General features: G+C 63.9%; 22 protein-coding genes. 9 read left to right on the top strand and 13 right to left on the bottom strand.

Annotated features, from left to right (window positions below; translation table 11 throughout):
* Nucleotides 1–948, bottom strand: a complete 948-nt coding sequence (locus AB7008_RS35245) for an ABC transporter substrate-binding protein (RefSeq protein ID WP_039152719.1) — start codon at nucleotides 946–948, stop codon at nucleotides 1–3.
* 135 nt (nucleotides 949–1,083) lie between these two features.
* Between AB7008_RS35245 and AB7008_RS35240 the strand changes: the two genes are divergently transcribed.
* A complete protein-coding gene (locus AB7008_RS35240; protein WP_014493633.1) occupies nucleotides 1,084–1,443 on the top strand; it encodes a hypothetical protein in 360 nt (119 codons plus the stop codon).
* A gap of 157 nt (nucleotides 1,444–1,600) precedes the next feature.
* On the opposite strand, the gene AB7008_RS35235 is transcribed toward AB7008_RS35240, so the two are convergent.
* Together AB7008_RS35235 and AB7008_RS35230 are read right to left on the bottom strand one after the other, a co-directional pair.
* On the bottom strand, nucleotides 1,601–2,419 hold the full coding sequence (locus AB7008_RS35235) for a quinoprotein dehydrogenase-associated SoxYZ-like carrier (RefSeq protein WP_304490762.1): 819 nt from the start codon (nucleotides 2,417–2,419) through the stop codon (nucleotides 1,601–1,603).
* Nucleotides 2,420–2,492: 73 nt separating this feature from the next.
* Complete coding sequence (locus tag AB7008_RS35230; RefSeq protein WP_304490761.1) at nucleotides 2,493–3,419, bottom strand: quinoprotein relay system zinc metallohydrolase 2; 927 nt, start codon at nucleotides 3,417–3,419, stop codon at nucleotides 2,493–2,495.
* A 129-nt stretch (nucleotides 3,420–3,548) separates the two neighbouring features.
* Here AB7008_RS35230 and AB7008_RS35225 point away from each other — a divergent pair, with 129 nt between their 5' ends.
* Both AB7008_RS35225 and AB7008_RS35220 read left to right on the top strand, forming a co-directional pair.
* Nucleotides 3,549–4,430, top strand: coding sequence for a substrate-binding domain-containing protein (locus AB7008_RS35225; RefSeq protein ID WP_041959058.1), 882 nt, complete (start codon nucleotides 3,549–3,551; stop codon nucleotides 4,428–4,430).
* Entirely contained in the window at nucleotides 4,427–4,984 is a 558-nt protein-coding gene (locus tag AB7008_RS35220) for a PQQ-dependent catabolism-associated CXXCW motif protein (RefSeq protein WP_304490760.1), read from the top strand. Before AB7008_RS35225 ends, AB7008_RS35220 begins: the two co-directional genes overlap by 4 nt.
* A gap of 126 nt (nucleotides 4,985–5,110) precedes the next feature.
* Here AB7008_RS35220 and AB7008_RS35215 read toward each other — a convergent pair whose 3' ends face one another.
* The 6 genes from AB7008_RS35215 to AB7008_RS35190 form a co-directional block, all read right to left on the bottom strand.
* Nucleotides 5,111–5,410 carry a copper-binding protein gene (locus AB7008_RS35215; protein ID WP_304490759.1) on the bottom strand — a complete coding sequence of 100 codons (300 nt, stop codon included), beginning with the start codon at nucleotides 5,408–5,410 and terminating at the stop codon, nucleotides 5,111–5,113.
* 137 nt (nucleotides 5,411–5,547) lie between these two features.
* Entirely contained in the window at nucleotides 5,548–6,162 is a 615-nt protein-coding gene (locus AB7008_RS35210) for a hypothetical protein (protein WP_028156711.1), read from the bottom strand.
* Nucleotides 6,162–7,007 carry an ABC transporter permease gene (locus AB7008_RS35205; protein WP_441260281.1) on the bottom strand — a complete coding sequence of 282 codons (846 nt, stop codon included), beginning with the start codon at nucleotides 7,005–7,007 and terminating at the stop codon, nucleotides 6,162–6,164. Before AB7008_RS35205 ends, AB7008_RS35210 begins: the two co-directional genes overlap by 1 nt.
* Nucleotides 7,004–7,810: an ABC transporter ATP-binding protein gene (locus AB7008_RS35200; RefSeq protein WP_041959066.1), complete on the bottom strand. Its 807-nt coding sequence runs from the start codon at nucleotides 7,808–7,810 to the stop codon at nucleotides 7,004–7,006. Before AB7008_RS35200 ends, AB7008_RS35205 begins: the two co-directional genes overlap by 4 nt.
* Nucleotides 7,807–8,775: a YVTN family beta-propeller repeat protein gene (locus tag AB7008_RS35195; protein WP_028156708.1), complete on the bottom strand. Its 969-nt coding sequence runs from the start codon at nucleotides 8,773–8,775 to the stop codon at nucleotides 7,807–7,809. Before AB7008_RS35195 ends, AB7008_RS35200 begins: the two co-directional genes overlap by 4 nt.
* 8 nt (nucleotides 8,776–8,783) lie before the next feature.
* Entirely contained in the window at nucleotides 8,784–9,965 is a 1,182-nt protein-coding gene (locus tag AB7008_RS35190) for an ABC transporter substrate-binding protein (RefSeq protein WP_304490757.1), read from the bottom strand.
* 59 nt (nucleotides 9,966–10,024) lie between these two features.
* On the opposite strand from AB7008_RS35190, the gene AB7008_RS35185 reads away from it, so the two are divergent.
* A complete protein-coding gene (locus AB7008_RS35185) occupies nucleotides 10,025–10,597 on the top strand; it encodes a DUF3280 domain-containing protein (RefSeq protein WP_152621421.1) in 573 nt (190 codons plus the stop codon).
* Between the two features lie 40 nt (nucleotides 10,598–10,637).
* Here AB7008_RS35185 and fghA read toward each other — a convergent pair whose 3' ends face one another.
* Both fghA and AB7008_RS35175 read right to left on the bottom strand, forming a co-directional pair.
* Nucleotides 10,638–11,483 carry an S-formylglutathione hydrolase gene (gene fghA / locus AB7008_RS35180; RefSeq protein ID WP_039152707.1) on the bottom strand — a complete coding sequence of 282 codons (846 nt, stop codon included), beginning with the start codon at nucleotides 11,481–11,483 and terminating at the stop codon, nucleotides 10,638–10,640.
* Between the two features lie 75 nt (nucleotides 11,484–11,558).
* A complete protein-coding gene (locus AB7008_RS35175) occupies nucleotides 11,559–12,179 on the bottom strand; it encodes a response regulator (RefSeq protein ID WP_028156704.1) in 621 nt (206 codons plus the stop codon).
* Nucleotides 12,180–12,388: 209 nt separating this feature from the next.
* Between AB7008_RS35175 and AB7008_RS35170 the strand changes: the two genes are divergently transcribed.
* Both AB7008_RS35170 and AB7008_RS35165 read left to right on the top strand, forming a co-directional pair.
* Nucleotides 12,389–13,738, top strand: a complete 1,350-nt coding sequence (locus AB7008_RS35170; RefSeq protein ID WP_441260280.1) for a histidine kinase — start codon at nucleotides 12,389–12,391, stop codon at nucleotides 13,736–13,738.
* Between the two features lie 153 nt (nucleotides 13,739–13,891).
* Nucleotides 13,892–16,357: a TonB-dependent receptor gene (locus AB7008_RS35165; RefSeq protein WP_028156702.1), complete on the top strand. Its 2,466-nt coding sequence runs from the start codon at nucleotides 13,892–13,894 to the stop codon at nucleotides 16,355–16,357.
* 33 nt (nucleotides 16,358–16,390) lie between these two features.
* On the opposite strand, the gene AB7008_RS35160 is transcribed toward AB7008_RS35165, so the two are convergent.
* Nucleotides 16,391–16,894 (bottom strand): DUF4440 domain-containing protein, encoded by a 504-nt coding sequence (locus tag AB7008_RS35160; protein ID WP_441260279.1) that lies wholly within the window; start codon nucleotides 16,892–16,894, stop codon nucleotides 16,391–16,393.
* 163 nt (nucleotides 16,895–17,057) lie between these two features.
* On the opposite strand from AB7008_RS35160, the gene AB7008_RS35155 reads away from it, so the two are divergent.
* The gene (locus tag AB7008_RS35155; protein WP_304490754.1) at nucleotides 17,058–18,020 is read left to right on the top strand and encodes a LysR family transcriptional regulator; all 963 of its coding nucleotides are present in this window, start codon (nucleotides 17,058–17,060) and stop codon (nucleotides 18,018–18,020) included.
* Between the two features lie 9 nt (nucleotides 18,021–18,029).
* On the opposite strand, the gene AB7008_RS35150 is transcribed toward AB7008_RS35155, so the two are convergent.
* Nucleotides 18,030–18,593 (bottom strand): DinB family protein, encoded by a 564-nt coding sequence (locus AB7008_RS35150; RefSeq protein WP_441260278.1) that lies wholly within the window; start codon nucleotides 18,591–18,593, stop codon nucleotides 18,030–18,032.
* 124 nt (nucleotides 18,594–18,717) lie between these two features.
* Here AB7008_RS35150 and AB7008_RS35145 point away from each other — a divergent pair, with 124 nt between their 5' ends.
* Together AB7008_RS35145 and AB7008_RS35140 are read left to right on the top strand one after the other, a co-directional pair.
* On the top strand, nucleotides 18,718–18,885 hold the full coding sequence (locus AB7008_RS35145; protein ID WP_196236530.1) for a hypothetical protein: 168 nt from the start codon (nucleotides 18,718–18,720) through the stop codon (nucleotides 18,883–18,885).
* 61 nt (nucleotides 18,886–18,946) lie between these two features.
* Entirely contained in the window at nucleotides 18,947–19,354 is a 408-nt protein-coding gene (locus AB7008_RS35140) for a hypothetical protein (RefSeq protein WP_028156698.1), read from the top strand.
* The last annotated feature ends 208 nt before the right edge of the window (nucleotides 19,355–19,562 follow it).

Here is a 19,562-nt window from a genome sequence, read left to right as displayed (position 1 = left end):
TCAGTCTCCGGGGACCGCGTGATAGAAGGTGCCGGGATCGAGCTCGGCCGCCGGCCCGACCAGGTCGCGTCCGCCGATCTCGGCGAGCACGCGATAGAGCACGCGCGCATCCGCCTCCTCGTCCACGATGCTCCGGCGCGGAATGCCGTCGCGATAGCGGTCGCGGTAGGTCTTGAGGATGGCCGGATCGCTCGCGCCGGTGAGCGGGGCGATCTTGTCCCAGGCGGCGTCGGAGGTGACCAGCAGCTGCTTGGCCTTGCGGGTCATCGCAATGAAACGCGCCACCGCATCGCGGTGGGTTGCGGCCCAGCTCTCGTCGAAGACATAACCGACCGCGGACACCGCGCCCTTGGCCCCCAGCTTTGGCAAAATCTCCTCGATGCCGGCCAGGCGGCGAAAGCCCTTGGCTTCGAGCTGCGCACAGAAATTCCAGAAATTGAGGCTCGCATCCATCTCGCCATCGAGGGCCTTGGCGGCGATCAAGGGCGGCGCACCATAGACGATGCTGGCATCGGACTTCAGATCGATGCCGTCCTGCTTCATCCGCGCCTGCAGCAGCAGCCAGCTCTTGTCGATCGCACCGCCGCCGACGCCGAGCTTCCGTCCCTTCAGGTCGGCGAGCGTCTTGAGCGGCGACGAGGCCGGCACCATCACCGCGCCGAGCGCGCTGGAATAGGGATAGAAGGTGAGCTTGGCGCCGAGTACGCGCTCGCGCGACACCCACAGCCAGTCCGACAGGATGATGTCGGCATTCCCGGCGCGCAGGGCGATCTTGCCGGCCTCGGGGCTCGCGAGCTCGGCGACGTCGAGCGACAGATCGGCTTCCTTGTCGAGCCCGCCTGCGCGGATCGCGGCCAGCTCCCAGGAGAATGTTCCGGTCTTCTGCACTGCAAGGCGGATCGTATCCGCGGCGCGGCCAGGCGCGGCCAGCGACAGCGCCAGCGTCATCGCGAGCGCCAATGTTCGCCCAGGCGCTCTCAGACCAAGTGCTCTCATCACCTTGTGAGCCGTTTCCTCGAAGGGAGTGCTTTTCATGACAATACGCATAGCATAGCTTTCGTCGCAACCAGCGGGAGGACGCTCATGAATCTGGCGGGACAGCTACGACCGATTGTCGCCGCATTGGCGGTGTGGGCTGCGACCGTCTACGCCGCGCGTGCCGAGGAGGCCAACGATTATCCGACCTCGGCGCGTGCCGAATATGTCTATGGCTGCATGAAGGCCAATGGCGAGAGCCGGCAGTCGATCGAGCAATGTTCCTGCTCGATCGACGTGGTGGCCTCGATCGTGTCCTATGACCGTTACGTCACCGCCGAGACGGCGCTGAGCATGTCCCAGGTGCGCGGCAATCTCGGCGTCCAGTTTCGTACGTCCGAGCAGGCAAATTCGGCGGTGAACGATCTCAGGCGCGCGCAGGCGGAAGCCGAGGTGAGGTGTTTCTGACAGCCAGCTTCACGCCAACCGTAGTCGTCATGCCCAGGCTTGTCCCGGGCATCCACGTTCTTAGGATCGGCGCGAAGTCCGTGGATGGCCGGGACATAGGCGAGCGAAGCGACGCCGTCCTTCGGACGGCTATGCCCGGCCATGACAATCGAGAGACTTAAGTCCCCGGCTTCTCCGCATCCCATTCATTGCGGAACACGTGCCCATCCGTGTCCTTCGCCTCCGCGCGGAAGCGCTTGGCACCGTTGGACACATACGTGAAGCGCAGATTGGGATCTTCCGAGATCGAGATGCCGCCCTCCATCGACAGCACGGGGCTGTCGTCCTGCGTCAGCTTCAGCTGGTTGACGAAAAAGGCGGGAATGTAGAGCTGCGTGACCTGGTCCATTTGCAGCCCGGAATTGTTGGGGTGGCCGATCATGATCTGCGCCTCGCGGACGCGGCTCGCCGGTGCCTCCTCGCGCGCGAATTGCCGGTAGCGCATCTGGCCGAGCCGGTTCCTGGCTTCCTCGATGTTCTTTCCTGCCGGCGCCGAGCAGCCGCCTGAGGCCTTCACATAGGTCTTGGCGACGTAGAGCTGGCCGTCGCTGAGCTCGGCGACCGCGTGGACGTCGGTGTAGTTGTTGACGCGCACGCGCGTGGAGATCTCGGTGACGTTGGCGTCTGCGCCGAGCTCGAACTTCGCCGCCATCGGCGCCGGGTTGCGGTCGATGACAAGGGTGATCGAACGGATGCGGCGGCTATCCGCAGGCGACAGTTTGCTGCGCAGGGTCACCGGCACGATCGCCGCGTCCTCGGCGCGATAGGGCATCTCGATGCCGATGACGTCGTTGCCGTCGTTGATCGGACGGTTGCTGAAGATGTCCTGCACCAGGCCCGGCCAGGGATCGTAAGCCTCCTCGGCGCTCGCCGGCACAGCGAAGGCGATGCCAAGCAATGCGGCGATCAGGGGCAGGCGGCGTGTGCATCCCGTCATGGTCGTGGTCCCGTGCGGACGAAGCAGTTCTCTGGGTCGGCGTAGCCGATCCGCGTCCAGCGTAGCGCGTCCACTACTCCCATTCAATTTCCGAAAATGCTGCGGTTGCGTTGCGAGCATTGTAGTCGTCGAACAATTGCCAACGCGGCCGTTCCGATGCGGCCGCTTTGTCGGCGGCAGTCCGGATCGGCTCGCCCTTCTTGTTCGACGTCCGGACGTCCGCCAGCAGCGTCGTGAGATAACGCCGTTCGTCGCCGAGCGCGGCAGGCCAGTCGCTCACAGGCCCGTGACCGGGCACGACGCGCTGCGCTGGAATCTTGTCGAGTTCCCCGAGCGTGCCGAGCCAGCCGCGGATGCTGCCGTCCATCACCGGGATATGGCGGAGGAAGACGAGGTCGCCGGCGAACAGTGTCTTGCTGGTCTCGTCGAACACGGTCAGATCGTTGTCGCTGTGCCCCGCCGGCCAGGCCCGCAAGGTGAGGCGGCGCGACCCGAGATCGAGCGTCAGGGTATCAACGACGAGCAGGGTGGGCGGCACGATCTTCACGGGATCGATCAATTCGCTACCCATGAGGCGTCTAAAATTGTCGAGATAATACGGCCCGCGCGTCGCCAGCGCCTGCGGCAGCTTGCTGTGGCCGACGAAGCGGGTTCCCTCTGCAGCAAAGGCCGCATTGCCGAAGACATGGTCGGGATGGCCGTGGGTGTTGATGACGTAGCGGATCGGCTTGGATGTGCGAGCCCGCACCGCCTCCAGCAGCGCCTGACCCTCGCGGAGGCTGCCGCCGGTGTCGATCACGGCCACCGCGTCCTCGCCGACGATGAAGCCGACATTGGCGATGTCGCCTTCGTTCTCGCGGGTCATCAGCGCAATGGCCCCGGAGTGTACGAAGATTCCCGGCGCGACTTCGCTCACAGGCAATTCGGCCGCTTCAGTGCGTGCTAGCGTCGCGATCCCCAGTAGAGACAAGGTTGCGATCACGAGAGCGATGCGAGACACTTTTCCGCCTCAGTTCAAAGGGTTGCGCGCTTTGCACTGCAACAAAGCAAAGCCAGCACAAAGTTTGGCAAAACATGGCGCGTCATGCGTTGCATGGCTAGCATTCAAACAAACCGAGGAGGAAGCGCGATGACGGAGGCCGGACGACATCGTCGCTGGTTGTTTTCACTGTGGGTCCTGGTGGCATCCTGCGCGTTCGGCGACGTCGCCATGGCGCAGACCAGCGAGACCGGCGACCTCTCGTTCGAGCTGGTCGATCCAAAAGTGCTGCGCGTCTGTGCCGACCCGCGCAATCTGCCGTTCTCGAACGAGAAGGGCGAGGGGTTCGAGAACAAGATCGCCGAGTTGCTCGCGGACAAGCTTCAGAAGAAGCTCGACTACGTCTTCTTCCCGCAGGCCACCGGCTTCGTGCGCATGACGCTGGGCGCGCATCGCTGCGACGTCATCATGGGATTTCCGCAAGGTGACGACCTCGTGCAGGGCACCAATCCCTATTACCGCACGACCTATGCGCTGGTCGCCAAGACCGGCAGCGGGCTCGAAGACGTCGATACGCTCGAAGACGCGCGCCTGAAGGGCAAGCATGTCGGTATCGTCGCCGGCACGCCGCCGGCGACCAACATGGCGTTGGCCGGCCTGATGGGCGATGCGAAGCCCTATCCGCTGATGATCGACACGCGTTTCGACAATTCGGCGCAGGCCATGATCGACGACCTCGCCGCCGGCAAGATCGATGCCGGCGTGCTGTGGGGTCCGATGGCCGGGTTCTATGCCAAGAAGGCCGGATCGCTGCACGTTACGCCGCTAGTGAAGGAAACCACCGGGCCGAAGCTGGTGTATCGCATCGGCATGGGCGTGCGTCCCGCCGACCAGAACTGGAAGCGGCAGCTCAACAAGCTGATCCAGGAGAACCAGGGCGAGATCAACAAGATCCTGCTCGACTTCGGCGTACCGCTGCTCGACGAGAGCGACCGGCCGCTCGGTGCGGAGACGGCCAAGAAGACGCCATGAGGCGGCGCGTTACCGCCGCGCTGCTCGCTGCCATTCTGGTGGCGCCGGCGTTGGCGGAGCAGCAGGAGCCGTTCGAGCCCGAGGGATATCGCGCCGACAATTACCGCGCGCCGGTGCCGGCGACGCTCACTGGCGCGCGCGTGCTGACGACTGCGGAGGCCGAAGCGATCTGGCGTGCGAAGAGCGGCGCATTCATCGACGTGCTGCCACGCGCACCGAAGCCGAAGAACCTCCCCGAAGGCACCGTCTGGCGCGATATGCCGCGGAAAAACATTCCGGGCAGCATCTGGCTGCCGGACACCGGCTACGGCGTGCTGCCGCCCGCCATGGACGACTATTTCCAGCGCGGCCTCGCCCGCGCCGCGCGCGGCGACAAGGCTGCGCTGCTCGTGATCTATTGCCTGGCGGATTGCTGGATGTCCTGGAACGCTGCCAAGCGCGCCTTGGCCTACGGTTATGCCAACGTCGCCTGGTACCCCGACGGCACCGACGGCTGGGAGCGCGCAAACCTTCCGACCGAGGAGACACAGCCGCAGCCGCGGCCAGAGCAGTAACCACAGGCGGTCATGCCCGGCTTGTCCCGGGCATCCACGTATTTCAATCCGTGTGGTTGGGCGTGGATGGCCGGGACAAGCCCGGCCATAACGCCGTGCCGCGCGGGGAGAGATGAAGATGCAGGGTTACTGCTTCTGCAACTTGGTCAGCGTGCCCGTACCGTTGTTGTCGGTCGCCGAGTAGGTCACCCTGTCGCCGGCATGGACGGCATCCAGCATCGCGGCGTCCTTGGCCTTGTACTCCTGAACCGCGCCGGCGCCGCCTGTGCTGCCGCCGACCGTGCCTTTCTGTGTCTGCTGGATCGAGATCGTGCTGTTGAGCCGGTCGATTCTGGTGACCATTCCGGTCATGTCGTCAGCAAGAGCGCTGGTTGCGAGCATGCCGAGGGCCGCAGCACCCGCAAAGATGAATTTTGTTGTTCCCATCGAGGCCTCCCGACGTCTTGAAGTTCACTTCGACAAGCCAACTTGAATAGATTTAGTTCCGGCAGATAGCGCGGCAAAAGGTTAACGTTCCCGAGGCGATCGCGGGAACTTTTGGTGAGCTGTCAGCGAGGCTGACGCTATTCCATTTCCTGCTGGATCACGCGTCCGAGAGCGAACAGGCGCTGGTCGATCGTGGTCGGAACTTCGCAAACGAACCGCACCACCTTGTGGCGGTCCTCGAAGATGCGGGTCTTCCAGATCAGGTCGTTGCTGAGCGCCTCGACCTTGGCCTCGTCGCGCGGCGTTGCGCCCTGGAGCGCCTGCAGCGCCAAGGTCTCCTCGCGAATCTTGTCGGCGGCCTCGCGCTGCTTGCGGCTGACGCGTTCGAGCCCGCTCATGACCTGGGAGCGCTGCGCATTGAGCGTGTCGAACAGACCGGCGAACAGGAGTTTTGCGTTCGCGGTCTTGTCAGCGGCGGAGCCCGCCAGAAATTCCTTGACCGACTTCTCCGCCTCGTCGAGCGGCGTCTTGCGCGCCGACAGCTTTGAGACCAGCGCGCTGATCTTGGCGTCGTCCTTCCACTTGGTCTCGGCGTCGTCGAGCGCCGGACCGGCCCACACCGCGGCGAGAGAAATCACCGGTACTTTTGCCTGCGTGCAGGGCCAGTCGGGATAGCGTGGATCAGCCGCGCGCGCGGCCGTGCCCGCAACAGCGAGCGCCACAGCGGCTACGATCACGGTCCCGGATCTCATCATTCGCCTCCCGCAGGGCCCCGTCGCGCCAGCCCGCGCGAGGGATCATAGGCCAGAATCGCGCCGATCATGAAGACGATTGTGCAGGCCGTCACCACCGCCAGCGAGATCCAGTTGATTTGCCCGTAGAACGCAAAGCGGATCAGTTCGACCGCATGAGTGAACGGGTTGGCCTCGCAGAGATAGTAGAGATAGGGGCTGCCCTCCTGCACCCGCCAGAGCGGGTACAGCGCGGAGGAGGCGAAGAACATCGGGAAGATCACGAAGTTCATCACGCCGGCAAAACTCTCGAGCTGCTTGATGCCCGAGGAGATCAGCATGCCGAGCGAGCCCAGCATCAGCCCCGACAGGATCAGCGCCGGCAGCACGGTGAGATAGCCGATCGCGGGAGGGGTGATGTCCCAGAACCAGGCGATCAGCAGGAACGCGTAGACCTGGAGCAGCGACACCGCGGTGCCCGCCAGCAGCTTGCAGAACAAGAGGAACCCGCGCGGCAGCGGGCTCACCAGCAGCGTCCGCATATTGCCCATCTCGCGGTCATAGACCATCGAGAGCGAGGACTGCATGCCGTTGAAGAGCTGGATCATCGCCATCAGCCCGGGCGCGATATAGACATCGTAGAGGATGTAGGTCTCGTAAGGCGGGATGATCGAGATGCCGAGCACCTGGCGGAAGCCGGCGGCGAAGATGAACAGCCATACCAGCGGGCGCACCAGCGCCGAGACGAAGCGCTCGCGCTGATGCAGGAAGCGCAGGCCCTCGCGCCAGACGATGCCGGTGAGGCAGGTCATGTATTCCGCGGCCGAGAAGCCGCGCGGTGTATCCCGTGTCGTGATGCTGCTCATGCGCCGCCTCCCGGCATCGTCTGCGCACCGGTCAGGCGCATGAAGGCGGTGTTGACGTCCTGCGCGCCGGCATCCGTGATGACGCGGCTCATCGGCCCCTGCGCCAGCACCTTGCCCTGGTGCAGCACCACGAGGTCGTCACCGGGCATGATCTCGTCGAACAGATGCGTGGCCCAGAGCACGCCGATGCCTTGCTCGGTGACGAGCTGGCGGACATGGCTGATGATGTCGGCGCGCGCCTTGACGTCGAGGCCGACGGTCGGCTCGTCCAGCAACAGCAGCCGCGGCCGGTGCAGCAGGGCGCGGGCGATCTCCAGCCGCCGCATCTGGCCGCCCGAGAGATCGCGCACCTTGCTGCCGGCACGCTCTTCGAGCCCGATGCGGCCGAGCAGTTCGCCGCTGCGCGCGGCCGCCTCGCGCCGGCTGATGCCGTGGAGGGCGGCGTGATAGAGCAGGTTCTGTGTCAGCGACAGGTCGAGATCGAGCGTGCGCGGCTGGAACACGACGCCGAGCAGCCGCAGCGCCTCGCCGGGGCTCTTGCTGATGTCGTGGCCGAAAATGCCGACTCGGCCGCTCTGGATGCCGAACAGGCGCGTGATCAGCGAGAACAGCGTGCTCTTGCCCGCGCCGTTGAGCCCGAGCAGCGCAGTGAAGCTCGCAGGCTGCACATTGAAGGAGACGTCCATCAACGCCCGGCGCGGCCCATAGGAATGGCTGACGCCGTCGATCGACAGCGCCGGCACCGCGGCCGCTTCCAGCCTCGGCATCTCCTGTGGTTCGGCGATGGGAGCAGGGCTGGTCATGGCGCGATCGTAATGCCCCAGGGCAGTTCGCCCACCTGAATGGTCTTGATCACCTTTTGCGCGGCGACGTCGATCACCGAGACGTCGTTCGATACGCCATTGGTGGTGAGCAGATATTTCTCGTCCGGCGTGAACGCCAGGTGCCAGACGCGCTGTCCCACCAGCAGGTATTTCGTCACCTTGCGCGAGGCGACGTCGACCACGGCGACGCGGTTGGCGGGGCCGAGCGCGACGAAGGCGGTCTTGTCGTCCCTGGTCATGCTGATGCCGACCGGCTGGATCGCCTCTTTCCGCAACCCCGGAATCTCGAACGTGACCTTGCCGGTCACCTCGTGCTTCTTGGGATCGATGATCGAGACCGTGCCGCCGATCTCCGAGGAGACCCACAGCTCCGAACTGTCATGCTTGAATTCGGCAAAGCGCGGCCGCGCGTCGACCAGCACGTTGGCGACGATCTGGCGCGACGAGGTGTCGATGAAATGCGCCATGTTGGTCGTCTCGGACGTGTTGATCAGCGTCTTGCCGTCGGGGCTGATGGTCATGCCCTCGGGCTCGACGCCGACCTGGATGTCGCCGAGCCGCGCGCGCTTCTCCAGGTCGATCACGGTCACCGTGTTGTCGTTCTCGTTGGCGACATAAAGGATTTTTCCGGCCGCATCCTGCGCGAACAATTCCGGGTCGGGCCCGGAGGGCAGGCTGTCCACCACGGCCTGGGTCTTGGCATCGATCACCTGGATGGTGTCGTCGTCGCCGACTGCGACCATCACGAACTTGCCGTCGCGCGTGAAATCGATGCCGCGCGGGCGCTGGCCGACCTTGATGGTCTTGGTCACGGTCCAGCTGTCGGTGTCGATCACCGAGACCGTGTTGCTCTTCTCGTTCGAGACATAGGCGATGAACGCATGCGCGGGCGCGGCCGCAAGCGCCAGTCCGGACAGCAACCCCACACGCCACATGCGCAACATTCGCGTCCTCATTTCAGCTTGCATTTGCTCTCCGGGCGGTCGTAGCCGAGCGTGTCGAGCTCGGAGACCTGGTGCAGGAATCCCTCCTGCGGCGACACCGACACCACCATGCGGCCGTCGACCAGCAGGATCGGCTGGCGCAGCTGCAGGTTCCAGTCGCGCAGGGTCAGTCTTGTGCCCTTGAAGGCAGCGACCGAAAAATCCGGCCCCTTGATGAAGTCGGTGACTTTCTTGACGTCGCCGGAATTGGTGCGCGAGGTGGCCTCGCCGATCATGCGCACCGCCGTCCAGGCCTGCATGTCGAGCGCGGTCATGCGCCGTGAATTCAGCTTGATGAAGCGGTTCTGCATCTGGATCGCGCCCCACTGGTCCTGCGATGCGTCCCAGCTGCGCGGCACGAGGCCGGCCGAGCCCGCGACGGGGCGCGGATCCCAGGTGCGATAGGGCAGATAGGCGCCGAACACTTCGCTCTCGTCGGCGGCGACCAGCACGTCATAGGCCGGCAATTGTTGTGTGAACACCGGCATCTGGCGCTGGATCAGCGTGACACCGCTATCGGTGCGGCGCGCGCCGCCCTTGTCCTCGAAGGTCTTCTCTTGCACGATCTTGGCGCCGAAGCGTGTGGCGGTACGCCGGAGCGCGTTGGCAAACAGCTTGTCCTCGTCATGCGAGCCGACCACGAGCACCCAGCGCTTCCACTGCTTCCACACCAGATATTGGCCGAGCGCATCGGCCAGCATCGCGCGCGTCGGTGCGGTGTGAATGACATTGGCGCGGCAATCGGTCTCGCGCAGCCGCTCGTCGATCGCGCCGGCGTTGAACAGCAGCGTGCCGCGCTCACGCAGGGCATCCGAGACCTTCAACAGCGCGTCGGCCGGCAGGTCGGCGATGATGAAGCCGTTCTTCTCGGCGAGCGCAGCCGCGGCCTCAACCGGATCTTCGCCTTCCTTGATGCGGCGCTCCTCCAGCGTGAAGCGCTGGTTGAGGAATTTTCCCGTGGTGTTGTTGTCCTCGATGGCGAGGCGCGCGCCAGCGACACCGTCATTCTCCGCGGGCTGCTCGACCAGCGACAGCGTCGATCTGGTGCCGGCGACGCCGAGATAGCCGACGCCGATCTGGACCGGGTCGGCCGCGAGCGCGCTCGTCGCGGCAAGACCCAGGCCGATCAGGCCGACCAACCATCGGATCATGTTTCCTCCAGATGTTCTCCCTGGCTTGACCGCCGGTGGAGAATTGTCTCTGCTAAAGCATGACCGATTTGGCCCGGCTTGCAACCCCGCATTTCGTCCCCGCGCGCGCGAGGCCGGGAATCACGATCATGCGAGCGCTGATCTGTTTCTCAGCTTTGCTGTTGACGGGGTCGGTCGCGTTGGCCGATCCGCCAAGGCTCGCGGTGTTCGATTTCGAGCTGATCGACACCAGCCTTCCCGGCGAGTTCTACGGCTCCAAGCCGGAAGAGGCGCGGCTCGAACGCATCAGCGAGCAGCTGCGCAAGGAACTGGCTCTGTCGGGAAGGTTCCAGCTGCTCGACATCGCACCGGTCAGGGATGCGGCCCGTCACGCCAATTTGCAGGCCTGCGGCGGCTGCGACCTCAAGCTTGCCGACCAGCTCGGCGCCGACCTCGAGATCACCGGCATGGTGCAGAAGGTCTCGAACCTGATCATCAATCTCAACATCTATTTGCGCGACGTGAAGACCGGCAACATGATCACCGCCGCCAGCGCCGACATGCGCGGCAACACGGACGAATCGTGGTCGCGCACGATGAGCTATCTGATCCGCAATCGATTGCTGGCGCCGAATTACGGGAAGCCGGAATAGGGATTTCTTACCCTCCCCCTCCAGGGGAGGGTAAGAAAGATCACCCCTTCAATCTTTCCGCATGCCAGTGCAGATGATCGCCCATGAAGGTCGAGATGAAATAATAGCTGTGGTCATACCCCGCCTGCCGCCGCAGCGTCAGCGGGATGCCCGCCTTGGTGCAGGCGGCCTCGAGCAGCTCGGGCCTGAGCTGTTCTTTCAGGAAATTGTCGGCCTCGCCGACGTCGACGAGGAAGCCGGAATATTTCGCACCGTCCTCGATCAGCGCAACGGTGTCATGGTTGCGCCAGGTCTCCTTGTCCGGTCCGAGATAGCCGGTCAGCGCCTTGATGCCCCAGGGCACGAGCGAGGGCGCCACGATCGGCGCGAACGCGCTTGCCGCGCGATAGCGGTGCGGATTGCGCAGCGCGACCGTCAGCGCGCCGTGGCCGCCCATCGAATGACCCATCACCGATTGCCGCTTGGCGTCGACCGGAAAATTCTCCGCGACGAGCTTTGGCAGCTCGTCGGTGACATAGCTCCACATGCGATAGTTGCGCGCAAACGGCTGTTGCGTCGCGTCGACATAGAAGCCGGCGCCGAGGCCGAAATCATAGGCATTGTTGGCATCGCCCGGCACGTCGGGCCCGCGCGGGCTGGTGTCCGGCGCGACGAAGATCAGGCCGAGCTCGGCGCAGGCTTTGCGGAATTCACCCTTCTCGGTGACGTTGGCATGCGTGCAGGTGAGGCCGGAGAGATACCAGACCACGGGAAGCTTTGCGCCGGCGGCATGTGGGGGAACATAGACCGAGAACACCATGTCGGTTCCGGTCGCCTGGCTGGCATGGCGGTACACGCCCTGCACGCCGCCATAGGAAGTGTTGGTCGAGACAGTCTGGATCGTCATGCCGTTATGCTCCGTGGCATCTAACCACATCAGGATTGCAACGCTTGTGTGACCGAATTCGTGGCGGCGCGCGCGTCAGGCGACGCCGCTGTCGATCGCCAGCCGCACCAGCTCGACCGAGGTCTTCACGCCGAGCTTCTGTCGCATGATCGAGGAGGTGTTGGCGACAGTCTTGTAGGACGACTGCACCAGCCAGGCGATCTCGGACAGGCTCTTTCCGGCGCTGAGCAGCCGCAGGATTTCCATCTCGCGCGCGTTCAGCTTCGACAGCGGGCTCTGCGCCAGCGTCGGTCCTGCAAACGCGATGCTGCGCGCGATCGCGGTCGGCAGATAGGTGCCGCCGGCCCCGACGGCGCGGATCGCCTCGACGAGGTCGTCGGGGTCGCCGGTCTTGGAGACGTAGCCCTTGGCCCCGCACTCGATCGCGCGCGCGGCGAAGGCAGGGTCGTCGTTCATGCTGAACATGATGATGCGGGCCTCGGGCGCGCGTTCGAGGATGCGGCGCGCGAGCTCGAAGCCGGACACGGTCGGCAGGTTGATGTCGATGATGCAGAGGTCGGGGCGCTCGACAATGAAGACGCATTCGCCGTCCTCGGCGTCGGCGGCCTCCAAAATCTCGATCTCGCCCTCGTCGGCCAGCACGGCGCGGCAGCCGGAGGCGACAATGGGATGATCGTCGACGATCAGAATACGCATAGGCGTTCCTCGCGACAGCGCGTTCCCCTTGACAGAAGTTGCCTGTTTTGCGCCGCATGATCCGAACAGGAACGCTGCGCGCGTCTCATGTCGCCTCATGCAACCCGGCCGGGATTGCTGTACGCTTTCGATTAGATATCGGGCGCTTCGCCTCTGTCAACGTCATCGGACAGGTGCGGGCCAACCTTCGCGAGGCACGGGCGGCACCAATGTGGCAAAATCTATCGTTGCGCGCGCGCATCAACCTTCTGCTGGCACTGCTGCTGGCGCTGGGGCTCGCCGTCAATATCGGCCGCCAGGTCGCGGAAGCCGGGCCGCGCGTGCAGGCCGAGGACCAGAGCGTGATCCGGCTTGCGCGCGAATTCATCGAGATGATCGTGGCCGATCTGAACGAGGCGCCCGATCCGGATGCCAGGCTGAACCAGATCGCACGCGATCTGAGCCGCCTGCGCCATGTCAGCATCGCGCTTCAGGATGCCGGCGGTAACCCGCTGACGCCGCCCCGGCCTGCCGACGACGACGCGCGCGGACCGCCGGCCTGGTTCGTCAGCCTGGTTCATCCCGAGCAGACTGCGGTGAGTGTACCAGTCTCGGTCCATGGCAAGCCGGGCTCGCTGGTGATCACCGCGCATCCCGACGACGAGATCGCCGAGATCTGGGACGCCATCGTGACCCAGCTCGAGGTCGGCTCGGTGATCGCGCTCGCGCTGTTCCTGGTGATGATGACGGTGGTCGGCCGCGCGCTCGCGCCGCTGCAGTCGTTGGCGCAGACGATGACCGCGATCGAGGGCGGGCATTATGACGCGCGCGCCACGCCGGGCGGTGCGCCCGAGCTGGCCGCGATCTGCGGCAAGCTCAATCATCTCGCGGAGGCGCTCGGCGCGGCGGTGGAGGAAAAGCGGCTCCTGGCCGAGCGCGCGGTGTCGCTCCAGGACGTCGAGCGCAAGGAGATCGCGCGCGAGCTGCATGACGAATTCGGGCCGTATCTGTTCTCGCTGCGCGCGCATGCGAGCGCGCTGGCGAAGCTCGCGGACGGGCGCGCGCCGAATGCCGAGTCGGTCCGAAAGCACGGCAGCGCCTTGCTGGAACAGATCAACCAGCTCCAGCAGTTCACCCGCCGCGTGCTGGAGCGGCTCCGGCCGGTCGGCCTTGCCGAGCTCGGCCTGCGCCAGGCGCTGGAATCGCTCTCGCGGCTGTGGCGGGAGGCGCATCCCGACGTCGCGATCGAAACCGTGATCTCCGCCACGCTCGGGGTCACCGGCGAGACGGCCGACCTCACCATCTACCGCATCGTGCAGGAGGCGCTCACCAACGTGTTCCGCCACGCCGGCGCGACGTCGGTCAATGTCGTGATCGAGCCCGTCGAGCAGGCCGGCGGCCGCGGCTACGCGCGCGTGCGGGTCAGCGACAACGGCCGCGGCATGGAGCCGGGCCAGAAGCTCGGCTTCGGCCTCGTCGGCATGCGCGAGCGCATTCTGGCGCTGGGCGGCACGCTCAACGTCGTCTCCGGCGACGGCGGACTGACTGTGGAGGCGCTGGTTCCGACGGTGGCATCCTGATTGTGTCGGGAAAAATTCCCGATTTGGTCGGGAAAACGGGGGCGGATAGTGCCTGACCTTTTGTGGCTGGCGGACTCACTGCCGCCGAATACACTCGTCTCAACCAAACGGCGAAAATCAAAACAGCCGGTGGTCACGGATGGGAAGGCAGGGATGGGCACGCCTCTTTGGTTCAAGCGTCGTTTGTTGATGGCCTCGGTGTCGACGGGGCTGGTGTCGGGCTTGGTCCTTGCAAGCCCCGCCGTAGCCGCGCAGGACGAGGAAACCAACGTCCAGAACCTGCCGGCGGTCGAGATCGCGGCACCACCGCCACCGGCCGTGAGGCGTAGTGCGCCGACGCGGCCGGTCGCGCGCATAGGGGCGCCGGCGTCCGCCGCTCCCAAGACGCGCCTCTACGTCTACCCGACGGCACCCGGAGCCGGCAGCAGCATCGAAGTCGACAAAATTCCAGCCAGCATTAATGCGGTCGATGCCAGTCAGATCAGGCGTACCGCCTCGCCGGATATCGCCATTGCCCTGCAGCAGTACGTGCCTGGTCTCAGCATCAATGAAGTGACCGGCAATCCATTCCAGCCCGACGTGCAGTTTCGCGGCTTTGTCGCTTCACCTCTGGCCGGCACGCCGCAGGGCCTCGCCGTCTACCAGAACGGCGTACGCATCAACGAGGCGTTTTCCGACACTGTCAATTGGGATCTGATCCCGACGGCTGCGATTCGATCGGCGGTGGTCGTAACCAACAATCCGGCATACGGCCTTAACGCGCTCGGCGGCGCCATCGATCTGCAGATGAAGAACGGCTTCAACTATCAGGGTGCCGAAATCGACATCATGGGCGGTTCGTTCGGTCGCATCCAGGGCTCTGCGCAATGGGGCAAGAAGGTCGACAATAACTGGGCAGTCTACGGAGCGCTCGAAGGCGTTCACGACAATGGTTTCCGCAATTTCTCGCAATCGGATGTCCGACGCTTCTATGGCGATGTCGGGTACCGCTTCGAAGGCAACGAGTTTCACCTCAATGGCGGCGTCGCCAACAATTCCCTGGCAGGACCCAGCACTGTTCCGGCTGAATTGCTCCAGCAATATTGGGGGGCGACCTACACGACGCCGCAAACCATCTCCAACAAGGTCGGCTATCTCAACCTGACCGGCAAGGTGGAGGCGACGCCGACCTGGACCTTTGAGGGCACGGCGCATCTGCGGAGCTTCAAACAGAGTACCGTGGACGGAAATCCGACCGATGCCCAGGCGTGTGCCGATCCAACCCTCCTGTGCTTCGGCGATGATACGGTCCCGGCTTTTGGCCTGAATGGCGTTCAGCTCGCCAATACCTTTGCGCCGGATGCCATTCTTGGCGAGATCGATCGCACCAGCACGAAATCGACCACGTTCGGCGTATCCGGGCAGGCGACCAACAGCGACCAGCTGTTCGGTCATGAGAACCGCTTCGTAGTTGGCGCGAGCTATGATGTCAGCAGCACGCGCTTCATCGGCAGCGCTGAATTAGGAACCATAGGCACGAACTATGTCGTCACGGGCAGCGGCATATTCCTGGGCCCGTCCGGCGACCCGACATCGGTCGGCCCTGTGTCGCTTCGCACCGTCAATCAATATCAGGGGCTCTATGCGCTCGACACGTTCAACGTGGATGATCGCTTCGCGATCACGGGAGGCGGGCGGTTCAATGCGGCCCATATCTCCCTGATGGACCAGCTCGGCACCGCGCTCAACGGCGATCATAACTATAATCGATTCAATCCCATCATCGGCGGTACCTACAAGATCACGTCTGAAGTCACCGCCTATGCGGGTTATTCCGAAGCCAACCGGGTGCCGACGCCGCTCGAACTCGGCTGCGCCGATCCGACGCGGCCGTGCATCATCGGGCAGTTCCTGATCGCTGACCCGCCACTTCAGCAAGTCGTATCCAAGACGTTCGAAGCGGGCTTCCGCGGCACCAAGGAATTGAACATCGGCTCCCTCGGATGGAAAATCGGTGCCTACCGCGCGACCAACTACGACGACATCCTCGCGACGCCAATTCCCGGATTGACCGGCTTCGGTTTTTTCCAGAACGTCGGCCGAACACGCAGGCAAGGTGTCGAAGCCGAGGTGAGCCTGAAGTCGAATGTGCTTCAGTTCCAGGCGAGCTACGCGTTCCTGGACGCGCGCTTCCTCGACGCGCTGACGCTTGGATCAGAGAGCCCGTTCGCCGACGCCGACGGCAACATCCAGGTCTTGCCGGGCAATCACATTCCGCGCCTCCCTAGCCACCTTATCAAGGCAAGCATCGAATATGCGGTTACCGATGTCTGGAAGGTCGGGGGTGACGCGCTCTTTGTCTCGAGCCAGTATTTCGTCGGCGATGAGTCCAACCAGTTTCCGAAGCTGCCGTCCTACGCCGTGTTCAATCTCCACACCTCTTACCAGATCACCAAGAACCTGCAGATTTACGGTCGCGTCGCCAACATCTTCGACAACCGCTACTCGACGCTTGGCACCTTCTTCGACAGGGAAGCCCTGCCCAACTTCACCAATGGCGGCGCGGAATTCAACGACCCGCGATCGCTGAGCCCGGCAAGGCCCCGTGCGTTCTATGCGGGCATGCGGATGACGTTCTGAGTTCGACACGCTGGAGGGCGAAAGACACCATCTTTACTCCGCCCAGCCTCGGGCGAGGATCGCCGCTTGCTGCAAGGAAATGCGCCGGACCAGCGGGTCTGCATGGCGGTGTACCAGCTGCCAATCCGTGCCGTCCTTGCGATAGATCTCCGTGACGCGCAGCGACCAGTCCTGGGCAGGTAGGCCGCCGACCTCCGCGCTCTGGCGTTCGATCATGACGAGCGCGACGAGCCCGTTCGAGGCATAGGTCTGCAAGACCTCCAGTCCGGTTTCCCCGTTCCTGAAATATTGCGCCAGGTCGGCCAGCCGTTTTGGGCTGTTGTCGAATCCGAAGCTGGCAGGGCCACCGAAGGGCTGCATCAGCGTGAAATCCGGGGCAATGCGGACGAGCTGCGACCAGCGGTCCATGTCGCCACGCATGAAGGCGGCATTCTTCTCGCCGGCGAGCTTGATGAGACCGGCTGTCGCATCGTCCTCGGCGGCCGCGTCGGCTGAAGGCTGGCCGGATATCGGAATTGCCGCCGCCGCCATCATCATCGAGCGCCTCGAGATCCTGTCTGGCGAGTCCTGGTTGTCCGGCGAGCCGTGGCTTTTGCTCACCTCTTTCGACCTTCTGATCATTTCGAGGCTCCTGATTGCACGATCTACGCATTCCATGGGGCTTTGATCTCGATGAATCTAGCGATATGATTTCAGCAACATGCTGAACCAAATTGATCTATCCAGGCTTGAACTGAATCTCCTTGTGCTCTTCCGCGTGGTCCTGGAAGAACGCCATGTCGCGCGCGCGGCCGCGCGACTGAACCTGACGCCCTCCGCTGTCAGCCACGCACTTGGCCGGCTGCGCCTTGTTTTGAACGACCCGCTGTTCCTGCGAACGCCGAAGGGCGTCGTTCCAACGGAGCGGGCCCTGGAGCTTGACCACCCTATCGCTGAAATCATCGCGCGCGTCGAACAACTGGTTGGCGCGGCTAGACCATTCGACCCTGCAAAAAGCCATCGCCGTTTTACGATCGGCGCACCCGATGCTGTTCTCGCCTCGACAACGGGGCAGCTACTCGGTTCGATCGCGAGCAGGGCGCCCCACATCGACATCGGATTGATCCATGTGATGCCCGCGCTCCGCGGCGGCGCGATCGGCGAACCCTGGCACGAGTGCCTCGAGATGCTCGAAAGACGAGAGCTGGACATCGCGATGCTGCCGCTGCCGGCGGTATCGCCGCGTTTCGAGGCGCGCAGGCTCTACGACGAGGAATTCGTGCTGGCCATGCGCAAGGGACATGCCTTCGCAAGAGCTCCGACACCCGCGGCATTCTCGCAATCGCAGCATCTGCTAGTGTCTCTCAGCGGTGAGCCGCGCGGCTTCGTCGATGAGATGTTGGCAAAGCGCGGTCTCAAGCGCCGCATTGCGTTGACTGTCCCGAACTTTATGATGGCGCTGGTCCAGCTTGCAGGGTCCGAACTGATCGCTGCATTGCCGCGGCGTCTGGTGCAACAGCACGCCGGGCATTTCGGATTGGTGTTCGTCGAGCTGCCTTTCGCCCGTAAACCGGATACGATCTGCGCCATCGCGACCAAGGCTGCGATGAAGGACGCCGGTGTTGCATGGCTGATGGAAGTTGTCGTCGCCTCGGTCGGAGCAGGTCGGAACCGCAATCGGTAGCGCGCTCGCTCAGTCGGGCGGCCCCCAAACGGTTTCCTCCGTCCAGCCCAGATCGGCAAACTCGGATGCCCTCAACGGCGCTTCGGCCGTCGAAAAGAACTCGTCGAGCTGCGGCGGCTTGATGCGCGTTCCCGATAACATCGCATGCGCCTGCCCACGGTGGTGAATTTGATGCTGAATGAGATGCATCAGCAGCCGGTCGCGTCGCTCTGTCTGGACACTGGGATCTCGATTGATCCGCACGTCTTCGTTCAACGAGGCGGGTGTCAGAGCATCGCAGACGCCGATGAAGCGGCGGTCCATCGATGCTTGAGCTTCCGAGAGCCCTGCAAGAGCCGGAAATGGGATCGGATCCTCCCAGGCCTTCGGCCCAAGCCATCCACCCTCGAGTGCATCGACGTAAAAGAGGTCAACGACATAAATATGGTTCAACGTCCGCTGCAAGCTCGGGAAGAAGCCCGTCCGCTCGACCTCAAATTCGCCTTGGCTCAGCTCGGCGCACGCGCGGAGCAATCGGTGGTTCGCCCAGGCATTGTTGTAGGCGAAGGCGCGATAGCTTTGAACGATCGACATTGCAAACCCCGCGACCTGCTTGGCGCCGCGTTCCTTTACCGATCAGAAACCATAGCAAATGATCTGAAAATTGTAACGAAACGACTTGGCTGTTTCCGGGTAGGTTTGCCGGAGGGCCCGTCCGATGACAGAGCACCAGTTGCGAGAGCAGGAATTCCAGATCGCGCGTTACAGGCTTCTGGAGCGCGAAGTCACCGATCCGCTTGCCGCAAGTCTGCTTCACAGCATCATCGAGGAACTGGAAGCCGAGTTGCGAAGGGAAAGACCGGATTCGCACGGGCCGCGCGATTAACCGTTTCTTAGCGCTGATCATGCGGATTATTCGCGAGGGAATGTCAAGGGAGACTGCTCCCATGCTGAAGGACGGCACCTACGCGGCGTGGTACAAGACACCACTGGACCAGGGTACCGGGATCGTCCATGTCGCAGATGGCCAGATTTGGGGCCGCGATAGCCTGATGACCTATCACGGCTCCTGCAACGTCGACGGCGATCGCTTCACCGCCACCGTGCTGACGAAGCGTCATACCGATGGACGTGCAACGGTCTTCGGGGTGGATGATGAGCTCACGCTGGAGATCCAGGGGACGTGCCCCGGCAAGATCGCGACTTACACCGCGACGGCGGGACAGGCGCCGGGCGTCGTACTCCAGGGAACGCTCATTCGGACCGAACAGCCGACGCCGGCCCCCGAACAGATCGCGAAGGTCCCCCCGTTCGATCCTGGCAAGCTCCCGAAATTGCCGAAGCGCTCGCGCTGACCGCACGCGCGGGCGCCTGCGGGCGCTCCTCCGCCTTGCTCCGGCATCCGCTCTTCGGCTGCAATCGAACGCGGGCTGCGTCAGTTCGCCCGACCCTATTCGTGCCAATCCGGAAGAATTCCGGGCCTGTGCCTGATAGCTGCGTGCGTACCTTCGTACCGGCTGAGCACTGGCCACAACCGATGATCCCGCTCGATCCCGATATCAC

The sequence above is a fragment of the Bradyrhizobium sp. 521_C7_N1_3 genome (assembly GCF_052075975.1).
In the GTDB taxonomy this organism is placed as follows: Bacteria; Pseudomonadota; Alphaproteobacteria; order Rhizobiales; family Xanthobacteraceae; genus Bradyrhizobium; species Bradyrhizobium japonicum.
The sequence above is the reverse complement of the archived record's forward strand: the minus strand, read 5'-3'. Positions and strand labels throughout refer to the sequence as shown.